This is a genomic window from Hyphomicrobium sp. 1Nfss2.1 (assembly GCF_965243865.1).
Lineage (GTDB): Bacteria > Pseudomonadota > Alphaproteobacteria > Rhizobiales > Hyphomicrobiaceae > Hyphomicrobium_A.
In genome coordinates this window covers 501,919-526,412 of the sequence record NZ_OZ251603.1, presented here as the reverse complement: position 1 = coordinate 526,412, position 24,494 = coordinate 501,919, and the positions used below count along the sequence as shown (strand labels likewise).

The following is a 24,494-nucleotide window of genomic DNA, read 5'->3' as shown; positions in this document are numbered from 1 at the left end:
CCCAACCCTCTCCCCGCTTGCGGGGAGAGGGGGGCTAGGCGGCGCGGAAGAGGCGAACGGCTTCGTCGCACTCGAAGATATAGAGCAGCGTACGCAGGGCGTTGCCGCGCGGGCCCGACAGCATCGGGTCGCATGCGAGCACGAGGCGGGCGTCATCGCGCGCCGCTTCCAAGAGCTGCTCGAAGCCGGGAACTTCCGCGACACGGAAGCCGGGTGTTCCGCTTTGGCGCGCTCCAAGAACCTCGCCGCCGCCGCGCAACTGCAGATCCTTCTCGGCGATGAGGAAGCCGTCTTCGGTCTCCTCCATCATTTCCAGGCGCTGGCGCGCGGTCTCGCCGAGCGGGGCCTTGTGCAGCAGCATGCAGAAGCTTTCGCGCGAGCCGCGGCCGACGCGTCCGCGCAACTGGTGAAGCTGGGCGAGGCCGAAGCGCTCGGCGTGCTCTATGACCATGATGTTGGCGTTGGGAACGTTCACGCCGACCTCGATGACCGTGGTGGCGACGAGGATTTTCAGTCGGCCCGACGCGAACGCCTCCATGGTGGCGTCCTTGGCCTTGTCCTGCATGGCGCCGTGCAGAAGGCCGACGTTCTCCTTGCCGAACAGCTGCGTCAGGTGGGCGTGGCGTTCCTCCGCGGCGGCCAGGTCGGAGACGTCGGAGCTTTCGATCAGCGGACAGACCCAATAGACTTGCGCACCCTCGGCGAGCTGCGTGCGCAGGCGGTCGATGAGCTTTTCCATCGAGTCGGTGGGGAGCTTTTTGGTGACGATCGGTTTGCGGCCGGGGGGCTTTTCATTGAGGCGCGAGACGTCGAGATCGCCGTAGTGCGTCATGACGAGGGTGCGCGGGATCGGGGTCGCGGTCATTACCAGAACGTCGGTGCCGGCGCTGCCGCCCTTCGACTGAAGCGACAGGCGCTGGTGCACGCCAAAACGATGCTGCTCGTCGATCACGGCGAATGCGAGATCGCGGAAGACGACGTCGGGCTGGAATAGTGCGTGGGTGCCGATGATGATGTCGACGTCGCCGGCAGCGAGACGGGCGAGAAGTTCCTTGCGCGGGCGGCCTTTCTCACGGCCGGTCAGCAGGCCGATGGTGAGACCAGCTTTTTCTGCCAGGGGCGCGATGGTCTCTGCGTGCTGGCGGGCGAGGACTTCGGTCGGGGCCATGAGCGCGGCCTGCGCGCCAGACTCTACCGCGATGGCCATGGCGAGAAGGGCGACGACCGTCTTGCCGGAGCCCACGTCGCCCTGAAGCAGTCGCAGCATGCGGCGCGGCGCGCCCATGTCGGCTTCGATCTCGCGCATGGCTTCGCGCTGCGCGTTGGTGAGTGAGAACGGGAGCGCGTCGGCGAGGCGGGCGCGCACGCTCCCGTCGCCTTTGACGATGCGGCCAGGACGCGTCTTGTAATTCTGGCGCACCAGGGCGAGCGCGAGCTGCCCGGCGAGAAGCTCATCGTAGGCGAGGCGCTGCCATGGGGCCGAGCCGGTGGAAACATCCATCGCGTCGGTGGGCTTGTGCAGGCGCTGCAGTGCCTCGCTGAAGGTCGGCCATGCGCGGGCCTGCAGCCAAGCCGGTTCCTGCCATTCGGGCACCTCGTGCAGGCGCTCCAATGCCTGGCGCGTTGCCTTTTGCACGATCTTGCCGGAGAGGCCAGCGGTGAGCGGATAGACTGGCTCGAGCATCGGCAGGGTGTCGCGCGCTTCGGGTGGCACGATGTAATCGGGATGCGACATCTGCAGTTTTTCGCCGTAGCGCTCGACGCGGCCGGAGACGTAGCGTTCCTCGCCGACGGGAAGCTGGCGTTCGATGAATGTGCGCTCGGCGTGGAAGAAGACAAGGTCGAGCCTGCCGGTGTCGTCCTCGACGCGCACCTTATAGGGCGCGCGGTTGTTGCCGCGCGGCGGGGCGAAGTGTTTGAGGATGCGCACCTTGAGGGTGGCGATGGCGCCGGGGACTGCGTCGACTATGGTGGGCTCGGCGCGGCGATCGATGACGCCGGTCGGCATGTGCCAGAGCAGGTCGAGCACGCGCGGCTCGGTGATGCCGGCGGGCAGGTTGACGCACTTGCGCATGAGCACGATCAGGCGCGGCCCGATCCCGGACAGCGACTGCAGCGAAGCGAAGAGCGGCGTCAGCTCGTTGGGCCGCATGGTAGTCAGGGCCTCGGCAAAGCAGCATAAGGGGCGGATCGCGGCCGAAGGATGCCAATCCGTTCAGCCCTTTGCGCAATCGGAAACGGGCGTTATATCAACGTCCCTATCCAGCGGGAGGGTGGCGGCGAGGCCGCGCGCCGTCAAGCCTTGGCGCAGGGTTATCCAAGAGACGGTGGCCTATTCAACAAGCGGCCGCCCATCCTAGAGACGGATACGCATGCAAGACGATCTCCAGATCCGGCGCCGCCGCGCCATCTATCGCGCGTCGCATCGCGGCACCAAGGAGATGGACATCATCCTCGGGCGCTACGCCGAGGCGCGCGTTGCCGATATGCCCGAGGCCGAGTTGGAGGTGTTCGAGCGGTTCCTGGCGCTGCCCGATCCGATGCTGACGACGTGGTTCTCCCAAGGGGCGGCGTCAGAGGAGGGGGCGGAGTTCGCGCCGCTCGTCGAGGCGCTGCGGGATCATTTCGGGTTGCTGCCTGCAGCTGGCGATAAAGTCGTGGATCGGCAATGACGGCAGAAAAGAAGAACGTGCCGGCGCTGACGATTGCCGGCGTGCCGGAAGGCCTGGATGCCCTGGTACTGGCTCAACTCGTCGGCGAGGCGGCAGCAGAGAGGGCACCGGGGACGGTCCTGCACATCGCGCGCGACGACCGGCGCATCGAGGCGCTGGAGCAGGGGCTGTCATTCTTCGCGCCGCAGGTGAAGGTGATCACGTTCCCGGCGTGGGACACGGTGCCTTACGATCGCGTCGGGCCGATGGCGGACATCGTTGCCAAGCGGATGGCGACGCTGGCAAAGCTGGCGCTCGCCTCGCGCAAACATCCGACCATAGTACTGACGACGGTCAACGCTGTTCTGCAGCGCGTGCCCCCGCGCGCGTTTCTCAAGCAGACGACGAAGGCGATGGCCGCGGGCCAGCGGGTCGACATGGCGCGGCTGACGCAGCGGCTCGCGCGCATGGGGTACACGCGTGCCAGCACTGTGATGGAGGCGGGCGAGTATGCCGTGCGCGGCGGCATCCTCGATCTTTATCCGCCGGGGCGCTCCAGTCCCGTGCGGCTCGACTTCTTCGGCGATACGCTGGAGAGCATCAAGGCGTTCGACGTCACGACGCAGCGCACGACCAAGGGCGTGCAGAAGCTGGCGCTGATGCCGGTGAGCGAAGTGGCGTTCGGCGAAGATGCGGAGAAGCTGTTTCGGACGCGCTACGTCGAGCTGTTCGGCGGGGCGACGGGAGATGATCCGCTTTACGAGGCTGTCAGCTCGGGGCATCGCTACCCAGGCCAGGAGCATTGGCTGCCGCTGTTCCATGAGCACATGGAGACGCTGCTCGACTATCTGCCGGATGTGCCGCTCAGCTTCGATCATCGCTTCGATGAATCGGCGACGAGCCGGTTCGAGCAAATTGACGAGCACTACGCGGCGCGCCTGGAAGCGCTCGAAGAGCAGCGGTTCGGCGGGCCGCCATACAAGCCGGTGCCGCCTGAGCGGATGTTTCTCGACAGGCATGGTTTTGCCGCATTGATCGCTTCGCGGCGGTCCTATCGGCTGACGCCGTTCGAAGAGGCGGAGGGGCCGCAGGTGCGCTCGTGGCGCGGCCGGGGCGGGCGCACGTTCGCGGCGGAACGCCAGCAAGGCGACGTGAACGTGTTCGATGCGGTCGTCGGGCATATCCGGCGGATTCAGGGCGAGCAGCGGCGCGTGATCGTGACGTCGTGGACGCCGGGCGCGCGCGAGCGGTTGGTGACGCTGCTGTCGGATCACGGATTGAAGGACGTGCAGCGCGTCGAATCGTATGCCGAGGCGCTTGCGCTGCCCGGGCATATGACGGGCGTCGGCGTGCTGGGCATGGAGCAAGGCTTCGAGACGCCGGAACTGGCGATTGTCGGCGAGCAGGACATCCTCGGCGACCGGCTGGTGCGGCCGCGGCGCAAGCAGCGCTCGGCGGTGGATGTTCTGACGGAAGCGACGAGTCTTTCGGTCGGTGATCTCGTGGTGCATGCCGATCATGGCATCGGGCGGTTTGCGGGGCTCAAGACGATCACGGTGCTCAACGCGCCGCACGACTGCCTGGAACTGCACTACGCCGGCGGCGACAAGCTTTTCCTGCCGGTCGAGAACATCGAGCTGCTGTCGCGCTACGGTGCGGATGAATCCGACGCACAACTCGACAAGCTGGGCGGCGTCGCGTGGCAGTCGCGCAAGGCCAAGCTGAAGAAGCGGCTGCGCGAGATCGCTTCCGAGCTGATCAAGATCGCGGCGCTGCGTCAGTTGAAGGAAGCGCCCGCCGTTTCGCCGCCGGAAGGCGCGTACGATGAGTTCGTCGCGCGGTTCCCGTACGAGGAGACAGAGGACCAGGAGACGAGCATCGAGGCGGTGCTCAGTGACCTTGCGACCGGACGTCCGATGGATCGGCTCGTGTGCGGCGACGTCGGCTTCGGCAAGACCGAGGTGGCGCTGCGCGCGGCGTTCGTCGGGGCGATGAATGGTATGCAGGTTGCGGTCGTGGTGCCGACCACGCTGCTGTCGCGGCAGCACTACAAGACTTTCACCGATCGCTTCACGGGGTTGCCCATTCGCGTCGCGCAGGCCTCGCGTCTCGTCGGCACCAAGGAGCTGGGCGACGTGAAGGAGGGGCTGAAGAACGGCACCATCGACATCGTCGTCGGCACGCACGCGCTACTCGGCAAGTCGATCGAGTTCAAGCGGCTCGGCATGCTGATCATCGACGAGGAACAGCACTTCGGCGTCGGGCATAAGGAGAGGCTGAAGAAGCTGCGTGAGGACGTGCACGTGCTGACGCTGTCGGCCACGCCGATCCCGCGCACGCTGCAGCTGGCCCTTACTGGCGTGAGGGAGCTGTCGCTGATCACGACGCCGCCGGTCGATCGTCTGGCGGTGCGCACGTATATCTCGCCGTTCGATCCGGTGATCATTCGCGATGCGCTGCGTCGTGAGCGGTATCGCGGCGGGCAGAGCTTTTATGTTGCTCCGCGCATCTCCGATCTCGACGAGATCGCCGATTTCCTGCGCGAGGCCGTGCCGGAACTGACATTTGCGCGCGCGACCGGTCAGCTGACGCCGGGCGAACTGGAAGACGTGATGACTGCGTTCTACGACGGCAAGTACGACATCCTGCTATCGACGGCGATCGTGGAATCCGGTCTCGACCTGCCGAATGCAAACACGCTAATCGTGCATCGTGCAGACATTTTCGGCCTGGCGCAGCTCTATCAGTTGCGCGGCCGCGTTGGCCGGTCCAAGGCGCGCGCCTACGCCTATTTCACCACGCCTGTCGGCAAGGCGTTGACGGAGGCGGCGGATAAGCGACTGAAGGTGCTGCAATCGCTCGATACGCTGGGGGCCGGGTTCTCGCTCGCTTCGCACGATCTCGATATCCGCGGTGCGGGCAACCTGCTGGGCGAGGAACAGTCCGGGCACATCCGCGAGGTCGGTTTCGAGCTCTATCAATCGATGCTGGAGGAAGCCGTCGCATCGATGAAGGGCGGCGATCTGGAGGTTGCCGACGATCAATGGAGCCCGACCATTTCGCTTGGTACATCCGTGCTCATCCCGGAGACGTACGTCGCCGACCTGCAGCTTCGGCTGGGGCTCTATCGCCGGTTGTCGACGCTTGAGACGCGCGACGAAATCGACAACTTCGCATCCGAGTTGATCGATCGGTTTGGGGCTCTGCCCGAAGAGGTCGAGCATCTTCTCGACGTCATGGAGATCAAGGCACTGTGCCGTCAGGCGGGCGTGGCGCAGGTCGATGCGGGTCCGCGCGGTGCCGTCGTCGGGTTCCACCGCGGGCAGTTCGCCAATCCGGAGGGGCTGGTGCAGTTCGTCACCAGTTCGCGCGGCTTGATCAAGGTGCAGCCGGACCAGAAGCTGGTGTTCCGCGCCGAGTGGGATCTGCCGACCGACCGGCTCAAAGGCGTGCGTGGCTTCGTTGCTCAACTGGCCGCGGTTGCCGCCAAAGCAAAGCAGGCGGCGTGAGCCGGCGCGCGATGACGCTCAGGCGCTCTCGGATGCTCCAGGAAGACGGAGCGCGGAGCGCTTTATCTTGCCGTTGGCGGTCCGCGGTAGCGCATCGACGAAGACGATGGCGCGCGGGCGCTTGTAGCCGGCCAGCCGTTCAGCTGCGAAGCTTTCGATCTGGGCGCTGTCTCGTGGCGCACCGGGGTGCGGCACGACAAATGCGGCAATGATGCTGACGTCGGCGCGGACGCGGGCCTCGGCGCAGGCGACTTCGGCGACGTCTGGGTGCTGGGCCAGCACGGCTTCGACCTCGAGCGGCGAAACGCGATAGCCGAGCGCCTTCATCAGGTCGTTGGCGCGGCCTTGGTGGAATACGTAGCCGTCGGCGTCGATCGTTGCGAGGTCGCCGCCGATGAACCAATCGCCGCGATAGACCTGGGCTTCCTCCTCGGGTCGCTGCCAGTAGCCAAGCATCAGTCCGGGATCGGAGCGGTGCACAGCGAGCATGCCTTCCTCGCCGGGCGGCAGAGGCGTGCCCCCGCCTTCGAGGGGCAGAATGGCGATACGTCGTCCCGGCTGAGCGCGGCCAACGGCACCCTCTCGCCGCGGTGTTTCGGGGCCACTGGAAACGTACGTGGAGATTTCGCTCATGCCGAGCGCTTCGTAGAGCGGGCGGCCGGTGCGCTGCTCCCATTCCTCGAACAGGCCTGGCGGCGGGCTTTCGCCGGCCATCAGGCCGTGGCGTAGTGCGCCGAGATCGGATGGCGAAGGATTGGCGTATTTCAGCATCTGTCGATAGACGCCGGGCACGCCGGCAAACAGCGTTGCGCCGGTGTCGGCGATGAGGCGCGGCCACAACGCAGGATCCTTCTCGCCGGTGTAGATGATCGAGGTGGCGCCGTTGGCCCATGGGTCGGTGAGGCCGGTGCCGAGCGTGAAGGTCCAGTTGAAGGCGCCTGCATGCAGCATGCGGTCGTCCGCTCCGATGCCGTACCAACCGCGATACATCGGGCGGCGGCCGAAGGCGGCGCGTTGAGCGTGCAGCACGCCTTTGGGCGAGGCAGTAGTGCCGGACGTGTAGATGAGGAAGGCGGGATCGTTAGCAGCTGTGTCTGCGTAGCTCGCGCGAGGAGCTTCGCGCAGCATGCGCGCGATATCGTCTGCGGTGAAGACGCGCAGGCCAGCTGGAAGATCGTGTAGCGGCAGGTCGTCCGCAAGCGCGATGGCTTCGGCGCCGCTGTCCTGCAGCAGAAAGCGCACCTCTGGTTCGGTGAGCTGTGTTGACGTCGGCAACGGGACGAATCCGCCAGCGATGGCACCAAAGAAAAGCAAGGCGTAGGCGCTGGTGTTGTCGAGACGAATGAGTATGCGCGCGCCGGGGCGCAGGCCCGCATGACGCAGTCCGCCAGCGATGCGCAGCACGGCATCTTCGATGGCGGCGAAGGTCCACACTTCGGCAGGCTGCGCGGCGCTCACATCGTCGATGACGATCAACGCTGGCGCGGTGGCGCGTCTGCCGGCAGCGCGGCCGATGGCGGACGCGGCCATGTTGAAACGGGGTGGCAGGAGGTCGGGAGTGGTCGTCATTTTTTGTCCGTCGCCCACCAGCTGTCGACGTTGTAGCCGAAGAGTGGCGTCTTTTCTGGATGGTGCAGCCGCGTCCAGAACGCGACCCATTGCGTGGGGATGTAGAACAGCGGGATAACGTAGTCGCCCGACAAAAGCGTGCGATCCAGCGCGCGGACCGCGGATACGAAATCCTGCTCGCTCTTGGCAGCGAGCAAGGCGTCGATCATGGCATCGACGGCGGGGTTTTGGACGCCCGCAAAATTGTAGGTCCCCGGTACCTTGGCAGACTGGGCTGACCAGCGGAACAGTTGCTCGTTGCCCGGTGAGAGCGACGACGACCAGGTGTTCTGGATCATGTCGTAGTCGTAGTTGGTGAGGCGCTGCTGATACTGCGAACTGTCGACGACGCGGACATCGACGGAGATGCCCAGGCGTTCGACGTCGCGCGCGAAAGAGAGCAGTAGCGCCGATTGTGCGGTGGACACGGCGAGAATCTCAAATTCGAGCGCGCGCCCTGTGTCTTTCTGAATAAGCCTACCACGTTTCAGTTCGTAGCCGGCCTCCTGCAGGAGTTTGAAAGCGTGCTCCTGGTTCTCGCGGCTGCGGCCGGAGCCGTCGGTGGTGGGGAAGCGGTACGTGCCTTCCATGATTGCGGGCTTTACCGCGTCCGGGAATGGTGCGAGCAACTGACGCTCGTGATCATCGGCAGGATGCCCGGGCGAGGCCAGGATCGAGCGCTGGAAGTAACTCTCGGTGCGGCGATAAAGGCCGGCAAAGAGCGTGCGGTTGATCCATTCGAAGTCGAACAGATAGATAAGCGCCTCGCGCACGCGGGGATCGGCGAAGACGGGGCGGCGTGTATTGAAGACGAGTGCCGTCATGCCGGCTGGGATGCCGATGTCGAACTCCCGTTTGACGGCGCGTCCATCGTGGATGGCCGGGAAGTCGTAGCCGTTGGCCCAGCGGCGGGGGTCTTCCTCGGGCCAAAGATCGATCTGCCCCGTCTTGAAGGCGTCGAACATGGCCGAGCCCTCTCGGTAGTAGTCGAAGCGGATCTCGTCGAAGTTGAAGCGGCCGCGGTTCACGGGCAGGTCGCGGCCCCAATAATTCGGGTCGCGCACGTAGGTGAGGGAGCGGCCGGCGTCGACTTTGCCGATGCGGTATGGGCCAGATCCTACCGGTGCCATCATCGACGTTTCATCGAACGAATAGGGGTTCGTGGCGTGCTTGGGGAGCACGGGCATCAGTCCGATGATGAGAGGGATTTCGCGGTCGCCGGCTGCATCGAGCGTGAAGCGGACATCGTGGTCGGAGAGGCGCTCGGACTTTGCCACCTTCGAGAAGTAGGTGCGGTGGTTGGGGCGCCCCTTATCGCGGAGCAACTCCAGCGAGAAGATTACGTCGTCGGCGGTGATGGGCCGACCGTCGGAGAAGTGCGCTTTTGGGTTGAGATGAAAGCTGACGGACGAGCCGTCCTCGGCGACGTCGATAGTGTCGGCGATCAAGCCATAGAGGGTGAAGGGCTCGTCGAGGCCACGGGCCATGAGGCTCTCGATGGTGAAGTCGCGAACTCCAGTGACGGGTGTTCCCTTGACGATGAGCGGGTTGACACTATCGAACGACCCATAAGCGCCGAGCGTCAGCCGCCCGCCCTTCGGCGCTCGAGGATCGACGTAGGAGAAGTGGGTGAACCCTGACGGCTCTTTGGGCGTGCCGTGCAGCGCTATTGCGGTCACGGGGTCGGCGCTAACGGCGCTCAGCTGAGCGAAAAGTGCGATGAGGTAAAGCGTCAACCTGTATAGCATTCGGACTCCGGGCCGCCGCGGTTGCCGCGTGTTGAGGCAATTCTTGGCCTAATATCACAGCTTATTCCTCAAGCTAGCGTGCATGGGGGGCGAAGCTGCGGCCACACCGCGCGTTGCGTGTATGCCACGTTGGGCACAATGCGTGGCCCGAATGCCCGAGAGCCTTTTGCAGCGTCACGGGATTGCCGCAATCCGGTTCTTACTGCGGCATCAATGACCGCCGTCGGGGCGTCATTAGGGCGCGCTACTGGTGGTCGCCTGCGGAGGGAGGAGCTGGGTGGGCCAGCTCTCTAAGAGAGGTTTGTATTCCATGACAAATAAGGTTGCGCACCTCGTGGACAAGGGGCGGGGCGTCCGCGGGCTGGCAGCAGTGTGCGCCGCGCTGGGTCTCGTTGCCGTGGTCGCGAGCTCGCCCGCATCTGCTCAGACGCCCGCTGCCAAGCCGGCAGCGAAGGCCGCTGCTCCGGCAGCCAAGGGTGCAGCCGCTGCTGGGGCCGACAAGAAGAGCGCATGGGTGAAGCTGTGCGAGAAGGCGCCGTTCAACCACAAGGACAAGGACGGCAAGGACGTCAAGGAAGAGAAGAACATCTGCCTCACGCACCATGAGCGTCTCGATGGTTCGACGGGCATGGTGATGGTGTCCGCCGCGATCCGCGAGATCGAAGGCGCGGATAAGAAGAGCCTGATGATCATGGTGCCGCTCGGCATGGCTCTGCCGCCGGGACTGCGCGCCGCGGTCTACACAAAGGACCAGTGGGCCAAGGCTGCCAAGAATGAGAAGATCGACGAGAAGACTCTGAAGCCGGTGGCGCTTCGCTTTTCGCTTTGCCACGCTGCGGGCTGCACCGCCGAAGTCGAGGCGACCAGTGAAATCGTCGAGCAGATGAAGACTGGTGGCGGCATCATGGTCATCGCCATGAATGCTGGCGCGCAGCCGATCGGCTTCCCGGTTCCGCTCGATGGTTTCGCCGAAGCGTATGCTGGCAAGCCGGTCGACAACAAGGAATACGCGAAGGCGCGCGGTCAGCTGATGGCGCAGATCCGCGAGCGTCAGCAGGCGGCACTGGAGAAGTACAAGGCCGAGCAGATGAAGAATCTGCCGACGCCTCCGGCTGGCGCTGCTGCGGCTCCCGCTGCGAAGAAGTAAGCTTCGCCTGACAGCGAGCTGGATAAATTGAAGAGCCGCCCGGTTGGACCGGGCGGCTTTTTCTTTTCGCGAGGAGTCGTGGCGTACGACAGGCGATTAGTGGGCCTGGAGAAACGTGGCGCGATATCCGCCGTTCTCGTCCTCGGTGAACATCTCGGTCAGCTGGGGATGGCGCAACGGCTGACCGCTCTCGTCGGGCAGCAGGTTCTGTTCCGACACGTAGGCGATGTACTCGGTGTCCGCGTTCTCGGCGAGGAGATGGTAGAACGGCTGGTCCTTGTGCGGGCGGATCTTCTCGGGGATCGCAAGCCACCATTCCTCGGTGTTGTCGAACTCCGGATCGATGTCGAAGACGACGCCCCGGAAAGGATAGAAGCGGTGGCGCACAACTTGCCCCACCGCGAATTTTGCCTGCTTTAGCGTGCCCATTTTTGCGTGCCCGTCCAATCTGATGCCATTCGACGGGAGCACGGGGGCGATGTCAATCAGAGCGCGCAAAGTCGGTTGACCGGCGACGCGCTCCGAATTGGTGCTCAGAGGCCGTAAGCGGCCGCCTTTTCAGGGTCCTTGGCAGCAACCACACGGGCCAGATCGACGATAACCTTGGCCTGTTTCCAGGTGGCGTCGTCCTGCATCTTGCCATCGATCATTACTGCGCCGGTTCCGTCGGGCATGGCTTCGAGGATGCGCTTGGCGAAGGCGACTTCCTTGTCGTCGGGTGAGAAGACGCGCTTGGCGATGTCGATCTGTGTCGGGTGCAGCGACCAGGCCCCCAGGCAACCCTGCAGGAACGCGTTGCGGAACTGGGCCTCACAGGCAGCGCCATCGGAAAAGTCGCCGAACGGCCCGTAAAACGGCTTCAGGCCATAGGCGAGACAGGCGTCGACCATCTTGCCGACGGTGTAGTGCCAGAGATCCTGCTGATAGAAAGCCCGCGCTGCGCCAGCGTCGGAGCCTGCATCGGCGAGGACGCCATAATCAGGGTGGCCACCACCAACCCGCGTCGTTTTCATGCCGCGGGAGGCGGCGAGATCGGCCGGGCCGAGGCTCATGCCGTGCATGCGTGGGGAGGCAGCAGCGATGGCTTCGACGTTGTTGACGCCCTCGGCGGTTTCCAGAATGGCGTGGATTAGGATCGGCTTCTTGACGCCGTGCCGGGCTTCAAGCTGCGCCAGCAGCTGATCGAGATAATGGATGTCCCAGGGGCCTTCGACCTTGGGGAGCATGATGACATCCAGCTTGTCGCCGACGGCGGCGACGATCTCAGTCACGTCGTCGAGCATCCAGGGGCTGTTGAGGCAGTTGATGCGCGTCCAGAGGCCTGTGGAGCCGAAGTCGTTGTCGCGCGCCATGGCAATGAAGCCGGCGCGGGCGGCCTGCTTCTGGTCGGCAGGAATGGCGTCCTCGAGGTTGCCGAGAACGACGTCGACCTGGCCTGCTATGTCTTTGATCTTCCCTCGGATTTTCTCGTTGTGCGGGGGAACGAAGTGAATCATGCGCTCGAGGCGCACAGGAAGTGCGCGATAGGGCTCGGGAGCGCCGATAGCGAGCGGCGAATAAAATTTGGCAGGCGTACGGCTGGAGGCCATCGCGAGAATTACTCCGAATGTTGCAGCGCGGCGCACTGTATTGGGCCGCCGGCACGAGTCAACGCTGTCCAAAGCGAGGACAGGACAGCGACGACGCGGCGCTGCTTATCAGCCCTTCGCTGGCTCGAAGGCGGCGACGATGGTGCGAAGATTGGAGAGGAAGGACTTCGCACGGCTGGCAGGTAGCGCTTCGACCAAAGCTTCCTCGATCTGCTCGACGATCGGCCGGGACGTTTGGAGGAGGCGGCGGCCGGCGTCTGTGAGCGAGATGGCATAGGCGCGGGCGTCATGGCGCGTCCGGCGACGCTTCAGGAGGCCTTTGCGCGTCAGAAGCTGCACCACCTGCGACACTGTGGATCGATCGATGCCGGTGGCGTTGATGATGTCCTGCTGGCTCAAGCCGTCGCTCTGAGCTGCGGCGAGCAAGACGGTGTATTGGGTCGACGTGACGTCGATTCCCGCCATGTGCTCTTGAAAGAGGTCGCTCGCGCACTGCTGGACGCGATGGAGGAGATGAAGGGTGGATGAGTTCACGGATATGCAACCTTGGCGGGAGTTGGGGTTCTAAGAACGGCGAACGGGGTGTTGTAGGAGGGACCTGAAGGTCGGTAGACTGATTAAACTCCAATTCGTCGAGCTGTGCTTGACCGAGGCGGCACAATCCATTGACCACGTGGGCAGTCGCCCGAACGGTAGCGAGCATGAAAATCGACTTCAGCACGGACGATCTGGATGACCGGGACAGGATTCCGTTTTGGGTCGACGTCGCTTCGCAAGCCTTCTACAGCCACGAATTCGAGACCTCGGGTGGTAGCTTCGAAGGGCGCCTGACATCGGGTGTGGTCGATAATATCGCGCTGACGCGGTGCGACTGCGGTCCGTGCGCAGTTACGCGCACGCGGTCGGACACATTGCGCGACGACCTCGACAACTACATCTTCTCCATTCGTCTGCAGGGTCGCTCGGCGCTGAGGCAGGACGACCGGACGATCATGCTGGAGCCGGGATCGGTGATCCTGCACAACGTGTGCAAGCCGCTCAAAATCGAGTTTTTGGAGCAGACGAGCTCTCTACACGTGAGCGTCGGGCGTCAACTCATCCGTTCGCGCGTCGGTGACATCGACGCAATGCAAGTGCTTTCACGCGGCGCCCCAACGACGGGGCTGGCGGTCGACTTCATCCTATCGTTGGCTGATCGCGTGGCGGGGGTGGATGCGACGCTGCATCCGCGGATCGCAAATCAGGTAATCGATTTAATTTCGATGGCGGTAGGGGCAGACGGGTGCAAGAGGGAGATCAGCGCACCGCGAGAGCTTGCGCTGCGACGTCTCAAGACCGGGATAGAGAAGTGCCTGGCCGATCCCAACCTGAAGCCGGCGCAAGCTGCTGGCCTCGCTGGCATGAGCGTGCGCTATGCCAATATGCTGCTGGCTGAAGAGGGGCTGTCGCTCGAGCGGTTCATCGTGCAGCGCCGGCTCGAGCGGTGCCGGCAAGCCCTCGCCGACCCGCATCAGTCTCGGCGGATGATCGGTGATATCGCCTTTGCCTGGGGCTTTTCGGACCACTCGCATTTTACGCGGCGGTTCCGGGCTGCCTTCGGGATGACGCCGGCGGAGTATAGGACGCAGCACGGCCTCGCCAAAGTACGGGCGTGACCCCGGCGCCCTGTGAAAAGCTTACGTTTCGGTAATGTAATAGAAAGCTCGTCGCAATGCCTGCAGCTTACAGTGGCTGCAGCGCGGGATGATCTCTATGCGAATTCTTGTCGTCGAAGACGATAACGACACCTCGAACTACATCGCCCAAGGTTTCGGCGAGGAGGGGCATGTCGTCGAAACTCTGACTGATGGCCGAGACGGTCTCACTCAGGCGATGGGTGAGGCTTACGATGTGCTCGTCGTCGATCGTATGCTTCCCGGTCTCGACGGACTTTCCCTGGTGCGCGCGCTGCGGGCCGTTGGCAACAAGGTGCCAGTCATCTTTCTGACTTCGCTAGGTGGTGTCGACGACCGGGTGGACGGGTTGAATGTCGGCGGCGACGACTATCTGGTGAAGCCGTTTGCCTTCTCGGAGCTGCGCGCGCGGGTCAATGCGCTAGCCCGGCGCCCGCACCTCAAGGACACCGATACTGTTCTGCGCGTCGGGGATCTAGAGATGGACCTCATCTCGCGCAGCGTCACGCGCGCCGGTGATACGATCGAGCTGCAGCCGCGCGAATTCCGGTTGCTGGAAGTGTTGATGCGCAACAAGGGCCGCGTGCTGACGCGGACCATGCTTCTGGAACGCGTGTGGAGCTTTCATTTCGAACCGCGCACCAGCGTCGTCGAAACGCACATTTCACGTCTGCGCACGAAGATCGACCGGCCCTATGGCAGCGAGTTGATCCACACGGTGCGTGGCTCCGGCTACACGATGCATGATCAGCCATGACGTTCTGAAGCGTACGCCGGTACGTCTGGCGGCGGCGTTTGCGAGCCTGTTTGCTCTCACAGTCGTGGCGCTGGTGGGCGTTCTCTACATCACGCTGGTCTCTGAACTCGACAACTCCATTCGCCAGCATGTCGAAGAGATCACCGACACCCTGACGGCCATCGACCGGCAGCAAGGGTTCAAGGATCTTACAGCCGTTGTGGCGGAAGAAGCAGATTCGGTGCGTGACTTCGACAGCATCTTCCTGCTGCGTGCGGACGATGGCAGCTTCCAAGCTGGCAACGTGGGCAACGTTGCGTTGTTCGAGGGCTGGGGTGAGCTCGATCGCGCGTGGCTGCCTATGGTGGCCAGCAAGGGTAATCCCGATGATCGCTTTTTCGCCAAGTGGACGCGGGTCTCAAAGGGGCACCTGCTAGTCGGGGGAAGCGACCGGGAAATCCGCGAGGTGCGGCGCATTCTGTTGCACGGCCTGGGGTGGGGGCTGCTGACGACGATGCTGCTGGCTATCGGCTCAGCCGTCTATCTAGCGCGGCGCGCGCAACAGAAGATCGCCGTGTTTGCAACGACGCTATCGAAGGTGAGTAAAGGGCAGATCTCCGAGCGGGTGCCGGTCACCGAGTCGCATGACGATCTCGATCATGTCGCAACGCAGATCAATGCGACGCTCGCGCACCTGCAGAAGCTGATCGAGAACGTCAATCAGGCGTCGTCAGATATCGCGCATGACTTAAAGAAGCCGATTGGTCGCTTGCGACGGAGGCTCGAACTCGCGCTTCGCAGCGAGGACACGAAAGCGTTCAGAAGTCAGGTGGAGGAATCCCTCGGGGAGCTAGATTCCATCGTTGAAACGTTCGAGGCGCTGTTGCGCATCACGCAGCTCGAGGCGGGTGCGCGGCGATCACGCTTTGGCCCGATCGATCTTGGGAATGTGCTGGCTGACGTAGCCGACATTTATGAGCCGGTGGTCGAGGAGGCAGGTGGGCGTCTGGGCAATCACGTAGGGCTGGAGCAGAATTGCACCGTTACGGGGGATCGAGAGCTGCTGACGCAGTTGTTCGTGAACCTCATCGAGAACGCGGTGCGCCATTCTCCACCCGGAACGCAGATCGACGTGTCGATGAAACAGCAGGACGACAAGCTGATTGCCGTTGTCGCCGATGACGGACTGGGTATCCCCGCGGATGAGCGAGAGAACGTCTTCCGGCGGCTCTATCGCCTTGAGCGCGAGCGCTCGACGTCCGGCAGTGGGCTCGGCCTCAGCCTTGTGGCGGCAATTGCCGAGCTGCACGGAGCCGCCGTGACCTTGAACGACAATCATCCGGGACTGCGTGTAGAAGTGTCGTTTCCGCGCTCGTAAATGCCTGCTCGAAAAGGGGTGCAGTGCGCAAGGCACTGCACCAGGCGGAGCGTCGGAGGAGCTTAGACCGGTGCTTCGATTACTAGCGGCAGTAGCGACGGTGATGGTGCCACCAGCAGCGGCGATGACGGTGCCACCGCCAGCCCGCCTTGGTGACGACTGACTGATGGGCCTCGGCCGGAACGGCCGCATGGAGGCCGACAACCGCTGCCTGGCTGGAAGCGGGAGCAAGCGTAAGCAACATGGCGCTGGCGATGATCGACAGCGGGATAGAATACCTCATCTGTGATGGTCTCCTGGACGTAGCAACCGGCAATGGGCGGCAGGAAGAATGGGCGCGACGAGCGTGGGGTCTCGTCGCGCCGCATGCATCACTTCTTCACGCACTTGCTGGTGGCGTCGTCCCATTTCATCGTCGACACCTTCTCACAGTCGGCTTTGTTCTTCGGGGCGCTCTTGGCCATGGCAATGGTCGGAGCAACTGCGCCAACGGCGATGGCGGAAAGAATGGCGGCCGTCATCAGCTTCTTGGACATTTCAAACTCTCCATATCTTTGCTTGGGGGTGCTTCATGATCACCCGAGCGGGAAGCTGCTCCGCGATCCTTTCGGGCGTCTGGCCCGGCAAATAACTTTTTGTAAGGAGGCGATGGGCTGGTTTCGCGTGCATTTGACGCGAATTCGCCGCAATGGCGCGCAGCGGAGCATTCGCTGATCGAGCAGCGAATGGCGATCAACGCGAGAGTGGAGAGGGGGAGTTGCCAACCGTCGAGCGGGTCAGCTCCAGCGGCGATTGCTCCACATCCATTGCTCGGGTGCTTCGCGAATCCAGGCTTCGAACTGCTGCTGCATGTGGTCCATGGTCCAGCGTATGTCTTCGGCCTGATTGCTGGTGCGCGGAACGCGCAGCTCCTTGAGCTCGATCTGGAAGCGGCTCTCTTTGCCGATACGCTTGCACCGCGACAGCCAGATCCGTGCGCCGACTCTGCGTGCGATCATCGCGCCGATGGCTTGCGTCTTCGCATCCCGCCCGAAGAAGGGGACGGGCATGCCGGTGCGGTCGTAGAGATCGCACACGAGGCCTAGACGTCCGCCACGGCGGACGAAGTCCATGATCGCGCGTGCGGTGCGCTGATCATCACCATGATCGCCGACGTTGCCGCGTCCGAAAAGGCCAGCGGGATAGAGATCCTTGCGCTGGGTGCGAATGTAGTTGTCGACGTAAGGATTGGTGACGGAGCGGTAGACGGCAGCGGGATTCGCGCCGGCCCACGTGAAGGGAAGGATTGCCAGTTCCCAATTGCCCATGTGCAGACTGACCCCAACAGCGGGGCCGAGCTTGTCCTTGTAGCGCGTGAAGATGTTCTGGCTGACGATGTCGATGCGCTCGGGCTCCTTGAGGAAGCGATCGATGCGCATCGTCTCGACCATGACGCGGCCGAGGTTCTCCCAGTGCGCGAGCGCGATCTCCTGGCGTTCCTCTTCGCTCTTCTCCGGAAAGGCGATGGCGAGGTTGGCGAGGGCGCGGTTGTGGCGCTTGGGATTGATGATCGGCGCCAGCCGGCGCCAGAACCAAGCAGACACGCCGGTTGCCAGTCCGAGGGGCAGCGCACGGAAGATGCCGGCGACGAAGCGCAGGATGCCATACTCCAGGCGGTATCTCAGATCGCGGAGGCGGTCTTGGGTGATCATCGTAGCTGGGTATTCCCGAGTTCTAGCGCCGGTATTGGCTCTTGCCGGGGCCGGTAGGGTTCGTCAAGGCACCAGCGGGGTGTCTGCGGCGGCAGGCTGCATTAGCCGCGGCGCGACGAACGAGGGGCTGAGACCCTCCCGTATGGCCAGGCGCCGCAATGGCCCAACCGATCTGAGTGCATGCAACCCGAGGCCCCGAAGCGCCTGAATAGGGGCTACCTGGGCGAGGAGTGTGCGGTTCAGCAGGTCGATCGACCAAACACGCGAGGCGATATCCGGACGGCGCATGCGGTCGTAGGCGGCAAGGACTGTCGGCGCGCCGATGTCGTTGCCGACAGCCAGCGCGTCGGCGACGCAGTCCACGAGGCAGGCGGCGTCACGCAGGCCGAGGTTGAGGCCCTGGGCGCCGATGGGCGGGATGACGTGAACAGCTTCTCCGACCAGAGCAATGCGGTGGAGGGCGGAGGGGGAGGCGGACAATCCGGTCAGCGGGAAGGTGGCGCGTGGCCCGATGTCGCCAACTGATCCCAGCAGGCCCTGGAGTCCGGCTTCGAGCGCGGACCGGAACGCAGCTTCGTCGAGCGCAGCAAGGCGGGTGGCTTCTTCAGGGCGTTCGACCCAGACGAGACTGGACGCCGAGCCGGGCGATGGCACGACCGTGAAGGGGCCGGCCGGGCGATGAAACTCTGTAGAAATTCCATTGTGCGGGCGCTGGTGGGAAAACGTGCAGGCGATAGCGCTTTGCTCGTAGCTCCAGGTGTGAGCGTCGATGCCCGCGGCCTGACGGCATAGGGAGTTGCGGCCATCGGCGCCGACGATGAGCTTTGCCACGATGGTGGGGCCGCCAGCGAGATGAACCTCAACACCTTCCTCGGCAGGGATGACGCCAGTGACACTGGCATCGACAATGTCGAGGGTGGGGATGGACTTGGCGGCTTCGCGCAGGGCGTCGGTCAACGTGCTGTTGGCGATGTTGTAGCCGAAGCGCGCGCGTCCGACCTCCGCCGCGGTGAATGTCACCTCGGGGGCGCGCAGCCATGATCGCATGTCATCGATAATGCGAATGCCCACGATGGGCTCGCCCGAACTGCTGCACGTCTCCGCGAGCCCGAGGTTCTCCAGGAGGGTGACGGAACCAGCAAAAAGCGCTGCCGTGCGCGTATCGCGCCGTGCGGGCGGGGCGCCGATCGCGGTGACGGGTAGCCCAAGGCGCGCCAGGGCGCAGGCCGCTGCCAAGCCCGCAGGTCCGGTTCCGATGACCGCAATGGCGTTGGACGCGGCGAGTTTCATGACAAGTCCTTGCTGCCTTCGTGGGCACCCTGGCCGGAAATCTCTAGCACTTTCAAGATTTGCGTGGCGATGACGTAACTCGAGTTTGTCACAAACTGTCACACATCGGTTTGCGATTTACGGGGCGGGAATCACTGGCGTATTCGTTGCACCAGCGAGGCCCAGCCGGCGAGTAAGCGGCGGCGACGGCTGAGCGGCGTGGTCGCGTGAATGCGTTTGAGTTGAGTGCAGTTGCGTCGATCGAAGGCCCAGTTGAGGCGTACCTTCGTGGGAGTTGCGTATATGTTCGGGGGAGTAACTAAGGCGGGATGGGCAACCATCCTCGCGACGGGCGGTTTGATGCTGGGATCCAGCATTTCCGCTCAAGCGGCAGATCTGGGCGGCGATTGCTGCGCTGATCTGGAAGAGCGGGTGGCCGAGCTTGAGGCGACGACCGCACGCAAGGGCAACCGCAAGGTCAAGCTCAGCGTCTACGGCAAGATCAACCAGGCTGTGATGTTCTGGGACGATGGCCAGGAGCAGAATGCTTACGTCGTGACCAACGACGCGTCGCGTTCGCGCTTCGGCTTCAAGGGCGGCGCCAAGATCAACGGCGATCTGTCGGCCAGCTTCAAGCTCGAAATCGGCGTTCGCTCGGCGAACTCCAAGCGTAACAACCAGTTCGACGCCATCAATGAGGATGAGTCGGGCTTCGACATCCGCCACGCCTGGTGGAACATCAAGAGCAAGAAGTACGGTACGATCCAGGTCGGCCACACGCCGACTGCTTCGCAGGAGATCACAGAAATCAACCTTGCCGGCACGAGTGACGTCGGCAAGTACTCGGACGTTGAAGACAGCGGCGGCGGCTTCTTCCTGCGTGCCGAAGGCGCTTCGACATATGCCAGCGGCTTGCAGTGGCGTCGCCTGATTGCTCGCACGGGTGCAGCTCCCGGTGAAGGCGATCGCCGTGAAGCGGTGATGTATGAATCCCCTGAGTTCGCCGGCTTCTACGTGTCGGCTGCCTGGGGCGGCGACGACTTCTGGGACGTCGGTCTGCGCTATGAGGGCGAATTCGGTTCGATCAAGGTCGAGGCGGGCGTCGCTTACGCCGAAATCACCGATCGCGTTGATGACAGTGCTACGCACGGCTGCCCGGCGCGTGACGCTGCCTATTCCGACGCGAACTGCAGCATGTTCGGTGGCTCTATCTCGGTCCTTGACACCAAGTCGGGTCTCTACGGCAACTTCGGTGCTGGCGAGATGAAGGACGACCTTGCGAACGCCGTGATGCCGGGCGTCGACAACTCTTACAAGTTCTGGGCGGTCGAGGCGGGTATCCAGCGCAAGTGGAACGAACTCGGCAAGACCACCGTGTTCGGTCAGTACTACTCGTACAACGGCGGCGGCATCACCCAGAGCGTCAGCGGCTCGGATCCGATCAACAGCTTCGGCAGCTCCGCCCGCATCGCCAGCAGCGACGTCGACATGTGGGGCGTTGGTGTGATGCAGAAGATCGATGCGGCGGACATGAAGCTCTATGCCCTCTACCGCCACTATGAGTTCGGTCTCGACCTCTATGAGACCGGCACCGGCAACATCCAGGCCTCGAACCCGCTCGACGACTATCAGGTCCTGATGACGGGCGCCGTGATCAATTTCTAAGTGCTACTACGACTGACCTACGCAACTCGAGAGAGCCGCTCTGCCGGGCGGCTCTCTTTGCGTTTCGTGCCGGATTTTCGGGCGAATCTGGGGTTTGCTGGGGGCGAAAAGTGGGTAAACGCAGCTCACGGTGGATCAGTCTATTGTTGGTGCGGTTCTGCCACATGGCGCCAGGAACACACCCACTGGGACAATTGTTTACTGCGGCTTAACTCGGGGCAAAACATCCTTGTCACGGTGGGGCCGAGGAAGCATTTTCCCTCCGAGGCACTTTTTCACGTTGTGGGGTTTGCGATGAGCAACCGGGTCGTAGTAGCGCTGGCGTTGGTCGCGGCACTTGTTGCCGGCCACGGCGCGTTCGCGTTCCAGGAGCAGAAAGGCGCTACCCCAGTTCCGGCTGAGGCCGCTCCTGCCCCGGCTGAGGCTACTCCGGCCGACAGCAAGGCGGGCCTGAGCGATGAGGTGACGCCCAAAGCCGAGACGGGGACGGAGATCCGTATCCCTGGCCTGGGCCGCTTGGGCGTGCTGCCGAAGATGGATTTCGGGCTGGAGCTGCTCTATGGCGCGGCTGATGGTGCCGCGAGCCGTCAGCAGGAAGTGCTTCCCAATCCGGAAGATGATTTGACGGTGCGCGGATCGGTCAAGCACCGGTTCTAATGCCATCATAAGGGGGACGACTGGCGTGCTTCCCCTGCGCTTCAGCGACTTTGCGGCCGCGGCCGTGCATCTGTTCACGGCGTTGGGCGCAGTGTGCGCACTGATGGCGACCTTGGCGCTATTCGATGGTGCCTGGGAGCGGATGTTCGTCTGGCTCGGGGTGGCGTTGGTCATCGACGCGGTGGACGGGACGTTCGCGCGGATGGTGAGGGTGGATCAGCGACTGCCGCGATTCTCGGGTGAGCGGCTCGACCTCGTCATCGACTATGTGACGTACGTCTTTGTGCCGGCGCTGGCGATGATCCGCGGCGGGTTTCTCATAGGCACTAGCGGCCTGGTGATCGCGTCGTTGATTCTGGTTTCGTCGCTCTACCACTTCTCGGATCTGGCGAGCAAAGGCGAGGACTATACGTTCGTCGGCTTCCCGGCGATCTGGAATGTCGTGGCGCTGTACCTGTTCGCGCTCGCCCCGCCGCTGTGGTTCAACTACGCGGCTCTGCTCGTGTGCATCTTTTTCACCTTCATTCCCATCCGCTGGGTGCATCCGGTGCGTGTGGCGAAGCTTCGCCTCGTAACGCTGGTCGTAACGACGCTGTGGTCGGTCGCAGCGATTGCGGCGGTTGCCTTGGGCTTTCCCTCGCCGTTCTGGGTGCAGGTCATTCTGGTCGCTGCAGCGCTTTATTTCGTGGCGATGACGGTAGAGCTGTCGGTGCGCGCGCACTTCTGATCAGGGGCTCTACGCGAGCGGCTCTAGAAGGCGTCCCAGTTTGGGCCCTCGCCGAAGCGGGTGGTGAGAAAATCAATGAAAAGGCGGGTTTTCGCGGCCAGATAGCGATTTGGCGCGTAGAGCGCGAAGATGCCGAGGCTTGGCGGCGGGTAGTCGGGCAGAACGAGCTGCAAACGTCCCGCGGCGATTTCGGGGCCAACCAGGAATGTCGGCAGGTTTGCAATGCCATTGCCGGCGAGTGCGGCGGCGCGAAGAACTTCGCCATTGTTCGAGCAAAGGGCCGAGACGTAGTTCGCCGATATCACAGTATCGCCGTGGGTGAGCTGCCAGCGGCTGTTGGTGGCCATGTGTCCGTAGGCGAGGCAGCGGTGGTTTGCCAGGTCCTTGGGCTCGGCCGGAGTTCCATGCTCTGCGATGTATTCTGGTGATGCAACCAGAGCGAGTCGTGCCGGTGCGAGGCGGCGCGCGATCAGGCTGGAATCGCTCAGCGCTCCGATGCGCACGGTGACGTCGACGCCCTCCTCCAACGGATCGATGAAGCGATCGTTGAGCAGCAGTTCGATGCGAAGCTCTGGATAGCGCCGCATGAATTCGGCGACCGCTTCGCCGAGATAGAGGATGCCGAAGGACATTGGCGCGTTGATCTTGAGGATGCCGCGCGGCTCGTCGTGCAGGCGGGAGATCTGCAGCTCGGTTTCTTCGACGTCGGCGAGGATCGCGGTGGTGCGCTCGTAGTAGGCGAGCCCGGCTTCGGTCGGCGTGACGCGACGGGTGGTGCGGTCGAGCAGTCGGGCTCCGAGAAGCTGCTCCAGCTCCATGACGGCCTTGCTCACGGCGGAACGCGTCAGTCCGAGGCGGCGGGCGGCCTCGGCATAGCTGCCGGCGGCGACCACCTTGGCGAAGGCATTCATGGCTTCGAGCTTGTCCATTGGTGCCATATTGGAACCAGACATGTTCAAACTCAATGAATTGTGGTTTCGCTGGCGACGGGCAATATCAAGGCCAACGGACCGGTTGGGTCCATCCAGAAACGGAGGTCCACCATGTTGACCCTACGCAGAGCAGAAGAGCGCGGACGCGCCAATTTTGGCTGGCTCGACAGCCGTCATAGCTTCTCCTTCGGGCACTACTTCGATCCCAAGCACATGGGCTTCGGCCCGCTGCGTGTGATCAACGATGATCGCGTCACCGGCGGGGGCGGCTTTCCAGCCCACCCGCACGCGGACATGGAGATCATCTCGTACGTGCTCGAAGGCGGCCTGGAGCACAAGGACAGCCTCGGTACGGGCTCGGTGGTGCGGCCCGGCGACGTGCAGCGCATGAGCGCGGGCACGGGCGTGCGCCATAGCGAGTTCAACGCTTCGAAGTCGGAGCCGGTGCACTTCCTGCAGATCTGGATTCTGCCGGAGCGCAAGGGTCTGGAGCCAAGCTATGAGCAGAAGACGTTTTCGGATGCCGACAAGCGCGGCAGGCTTCGGCTCATTGGCTCTCGCGATGGCCGCGATGGCTCGGTGACGATCCATCAGGACGTCGATCTCTATGCGACTGTGCTCGGCGAAGGCGACAAAGTGGAGCACGAGCTGAGGCAGGGACGCGTTGGCTGGGTACAGGTTGCACGCGGCACGGCGACTCTCAACGGCGAGCAGCTTTATCCCGGTGACGGCGTTGCCGTGGAAGATGCCGGCAAGCTGGAAATCGCCGGCAGCTCGGAAGCTGAGGTCCTCGTGTTCGATATGACGCCTTAAGGCGTCGCAAGGCCGGCCGGCTTGATGCTGGCCGGCCGTTTTTTTGTCGTGATGATCAATCCGGAGACGCGCAGATGACGAAGGTTCTTGTTCTCTACTATTCGAGCTACGGACATATCGAGAAGATGGCTTCAGCTGTCGCCGAAGGGGCGCTGGAAGCGGGTGCTGAAGCGGTCGTCAAGCGCGTTCCGGAACTGGTGCCCGAAGAGGTGGCCAAGAATTCGGGTTTCAAGCTCGACCAGTCTGCCCCGATTGCCGATGTCGCTGAACTCGCGGACTACGATGCAATCATCATCGGCACACCGACGCGGTTTGGAAACATGGCCGCGCAAATGAAGAATTTCCTCGATCAGACCGGAGGGCTCTGGGCGCAGGGCAAGCTGATCGGGAAGGTCGGCGGTGTCTTCACATCGTCCGCGACACAGCATGGCGGTCAAGAGAGCACGATCCTGACGACACAGGTCGTGCTGCTGCACCAGGGCATGGTTGTCGTCGGGCTGCCGTACTCGTTCCAGGGACAGATGGGCGTCAATGAGGTCACAGGTGGCTCGCCCTACGGTGCTTCAACGATTGCCGGCGGAGACGGCTCGCGTCAGCCAAGCGACAACGAGCTTGCGGGCGCGCGTTTCCAGGGCCGGCACATTGCTGAGATCGCTGCGAAGCTGGCGCGCTGAGCTGTCGTTATGCTTCAACTTTCAACA

General features: G+C 63.4%; 22 protein-coding genes. 11 read left to right on the top strand and 11 right to left on the bottom strand.

All coding sequences use genetic code 11. The features are described 5' to 3' along the window. Positions 1-34: 34 nt before the first annotated feature. On the bottom strand, positions 35-2,152 hold the full coding sequence (recG, locus tag ACP15D_RS02660; RefSeq protein ID WP_424956019.1) for an ATP-dependent DNA helicase RecG: 2,118 nt from the start codon (positions 2,150-2,152) through the stop codon (positions 35-37). 220 nt (positions 2,153-2,372) lie between these two features. On the opposite strand from recG, the gene ACP15D_RS02655 reads away from it, so the two are divergent. Both ACP15D_RS02655 and mfd read left to right on the top strand, forming a co-directional pair. After that, positions 2,373-2,672, top strand: coding sequence for a succinate dehydrogenase assembly factor 2 (locus tag ACP15D_RS02655; protein ID WP_424956018.1), 300 nt, complete (start codon positions 2,373-2,375; stop codon positions 2,670-2,672). Beyond that, positions 2,669-6,160, top strand: a complete 3,492-nt coding sequence (mfd, locus tag ACP15D_RS02650) for a transcription-repair coupling factor (RefSeq protein ID WP_424956017.1) — start codon at positions 2,669-2,671, stop codon at positions 6,158-6,160. The genes ACP15D_RS02655 and mfd overlap by 4 nt, the downstream gene beginning before the upstream one ends. A gap of 18 nt (positions 6,161-6,178) precedes the next feature. Here mfd and ACP15D_RS02645 read toward each other — a convergent pair whose 3' ends face one another. Both ACP15D_RS02645 and ACP15D_RS02640 read right to left on the bottom strand, forming a co-directional pair. Continuing rightward, positions 6,179-7,729, bottom strand: coding sequence for a class I adenylate-forming enzyme family protein (locus ACP15D_RS02645; protein ID WP_424956016.1), 1,551 nt, complete (start codon positions 7,727-7,729; stop codon positions 6,179-6,181). Then, entirely contained in the window at positions 7,726-9,516 is a 1,791-nt protein-coding gene (locus ACP15D_RS02640; RefSeq protein WP_424956015.1) for an extracellular solute-binding protein, read from the bottom strand. The genes ACP15D_RS02645 and ACP15D_RS02640 overlap by 4 nt, the downstream gene beginning before the upstream one ends. 310 nt (positions 9,517-9,826) lie before the next feature. On the opposite strand from ACP15D_RS02640, the gene ACP15D_RS02635 reads away from it, so the two are divergent. Continuing rightward, positions 9,827-10,663 carry an invasion associated locus B family protein gene (locus ACP15D_RS02635; RefSeq protein WP_424956014.1) on the top strand — a complete coding sequence of 279 codons (837 nt, stop codon included), beginning with the start codon at positions 9,827-9,829 and terminating at the stop codon, positions 10,661-10,663. Positions 10,664-10,759: 96 nt separating this feature from the next. Here the strand turns inward: ACP15D_RS02635 and hspQ are convergent, their stop codons facing one another. The 3 genes from hspQ to ACP15D_RS02620 all read right to left on the bottom strand — a co-directional run bounded on the left by hspQ (position 10,760) and on the right by ACP15D_RS02620 (position 12,717). After that, positions 10,760-11,092 (bottom strand): heat shock protein HspQ, encoded by a 333-nt coding sequence (gene hspQ / locus ACP15D_RS02630; protein WP_072378349.1) that lies wholly within the window; start codon positions 11,090-11,092, stop codon positions 10,760-10,762. Positions 11,093-11,196: 104 nt separating this feature from the next. Beyond that, complete coding sequence (locus ACP15D_RS02625; protein ID WP_424956013.1) at positions 11,197-12,252, bottom strand: HpcH/HpaI aldolase/citrate lyase family protein; 1,056 nt, start codon at positions 12,250-12,252, stop codon at positions 11,197-11,199. A 108-nt stretch (positions 12,253-12,360) separates the two neighbouring features. Further along, positions 12,361-12,717, bottom strand: coding sequence for a MarR family winged helix-turn-helix transcriptional regulator (locus ACP15D_RS02620; RefSeq protein WP_424956012.1), 357 nt, complete (start codon positions 12,715-12,717; stop codon positions 12,361-12,363). A 236-nt stretch (positions 12,718-12,953) separates the two neighbouring features. On the opposite strand from ACP15D_RS02620, the gene ACP15D_RS02615 reads away from it, so the two are divergent. From ACP15D_RS02615 to ACP15D_RS02605, 3 genes are all read left to right on the top strand, one after another. Beyond that, positions 12,954-13,907: a helix-turn-helix domain-containing protein gene (locus tag ACP15D_RS02615; RefSeq protein ID WP_424956011.1), complete on the top strand. Its 954-nt coding sequence runs from the start codon at positions 12,954-12,956 to the stop codon at positions 13,905-13,907. Between the two features lie 97 nt (positions 13,908-14,004). Further along, on the top strand, positions 14,005-14,682 hold the full coding sequence (locus ACP15D_RS02610; RefSeq protein ID WP_424956010.1) for a winged helix-turn-helix domain-containing protein: 678 nt from the start codon (positions 14,005-14,007) through the stop codon (positions 14,680-14,682). Continuing rightward, complete coding sequence (locus tag ACP15D_RS02605; RefSeq protein ID WP_424956009.1) at positions 14,669-16,039, top strand: ATP-binding protein; 1,371 nt, start codon at positions 14,669-14,671, stop codon at positions 16,037-16,039. The genes ACP15D_RS02610 and ACP15D_RS02605 overlap by 14 nt, the downstream gene beginning before the upstream one ends. Positions 16,040-16,121: 82 nt before the next feature. Here the strand turns inward: ACP15D_RS02605 and ACP15D_RS02600 are convergent, their stop codons facing one another. From ACP15D_RS02600 to ACP15D_RS02585, 4 genes are all read right to left on the bottom strand, one after another. Continuing rightward, entirely contained in the window at positions 16,122-16,322 is a 201-nt protein-coding gene (locus tag ACP15D_RS02600; RefSeq protein WP_424956008.1) for a hypothetical protein, read from the bottom strand. 88 nt (positions 16,323-16,410) lie between these two features. Continuing rightward, entirely contained in the window at positions 16,411-16,575 is a 165-nt protein-coding gene (locus ACP15D_RS02595; RefSeq protein ID WP_171988146.1) for a hypothetical protein, read from the bottom strand. Positions 16,576-16,815: 240 nt separating this feature from the next. Beyond that, positions 16,816-17,730: a lysophospholipid acyltransferase family protein gene (locus tag ACP15D_RS02590; RefSeq protein WP_424956007.1), complete on the bottom strand. Its 915-nt coding sequence runs from the start codon at positions 17,728-17,730 to the stop codon at positions 16,816-16,818. A gap of 63 nt (positions 17,731-17,793) precedes the next feature. Beyond that, positions 17,794-19,020 carry a UbiH/UbiF family hydroxylase gene (locus ACP15D_RS02585; RefSeq protein WP_424956006.1) on the bottom strand — a complete coding sequence of 409 codons (1,227 nt, stop codon included), beginning with the start codon at positions 19,018-19,020 and terminating at the stop codon, positions 17,794-17,796. Between the two features lie 282 nt (positions 19,021-19,302). Here ACP15D_RS02585 and ACP15D_RS02580 point away from each other — a divergent pair, with 282 nt between their 5' ends. The 3 genes from ACP15D_RS02580 (at position 19,303) to ACP15D_RS02570 (ending at position 22,048) form a co-directional block, all read left to right on the top strand. Beyond that, positions 19,303-20,664: a porin gene (locus ACP15D_RS02580; RefSeq protein WP_424956005.1), complete on the top strand. Its 1,362-nt coding sequence runs from the start codon at positions 19,303-19,305 to the stop codon at positions 20,662-20,664. Between the two features lie 294 nt (positions 20,665-20,958). Continuing rightward, positions 20,959-21,321 (top strand): hypothetical protein, encoded by a 363-nt coding sequence (locus tag ACP15D_RS02575; protein WP_424956004.1) that lies wholly within the window; start codon positions 20,959-20,961, stop codon positions 21,319-21,321. A 25-nt stretch (positions 21,322-21,346) separates the two neighbouring features. Further along, on the top strand, positions 21,347-22,048 hold the full coding sequence (locus ACP15D_RS02570; RefSeq protein ID WP_424956003.1) for a CDP-alcohol phosphatidyltransferase family protein: 702 nt from the start codon (positions 21,347-21,349) through the stop codon (positions 22,046-22,048). A gap of 23 nt (positions 22,049-22,071) precedes the next feature. On the opposite strand, the gene ACP15D_RS02565 is transcribed toward ACP15D_RS02570, so the two are convergent. Beyond that, complete coding sequence (locus ACP15D_RS02565) at positions 22,072-23,001, bottom strand: LysR family transcriptional regulator (protein ID WP_424956002.1); 930 nt, start codon at positions 22,999-23,001, stop codon at positions 22,072-22,074. A 90-nt stretch (positions 23,002-23,091) separates the two neighbouring features. Here ACP15D_RS02565 and ACP15D_RS02560 point away from each other — a divergent pair, with 90 nt between their 5' ends. Both ACP15D_RS02560 and wrbA read left to right on the top strand, forming a co-directional pair. Continuing rightward, positions 23,092-23,793, top strand: a complete 702-nt coding sequence (locus ACP15D_RS02560) for a pirin family protein (protein ID WP_424956001.1) — start codon at positions 23,092-23,094, stop codon at positions 23,791-23,793. Positions 23,794-23,867: 74 nt separating this feature from the next. Beyond that, on the top strand, positions 23,868-24,467 hold the full coding sequence (wrbA, locus tag ACP15D_RS02555) for an NAD(P)H:quinone oxidoreductase (protein WP_424956000.1): 600 nt from the start codon (positions 23,868-23,870) through the stop codon (positions 24,465-24,467). Positions 24,468-24,494 lie beyond the last annotated feature (27 nt).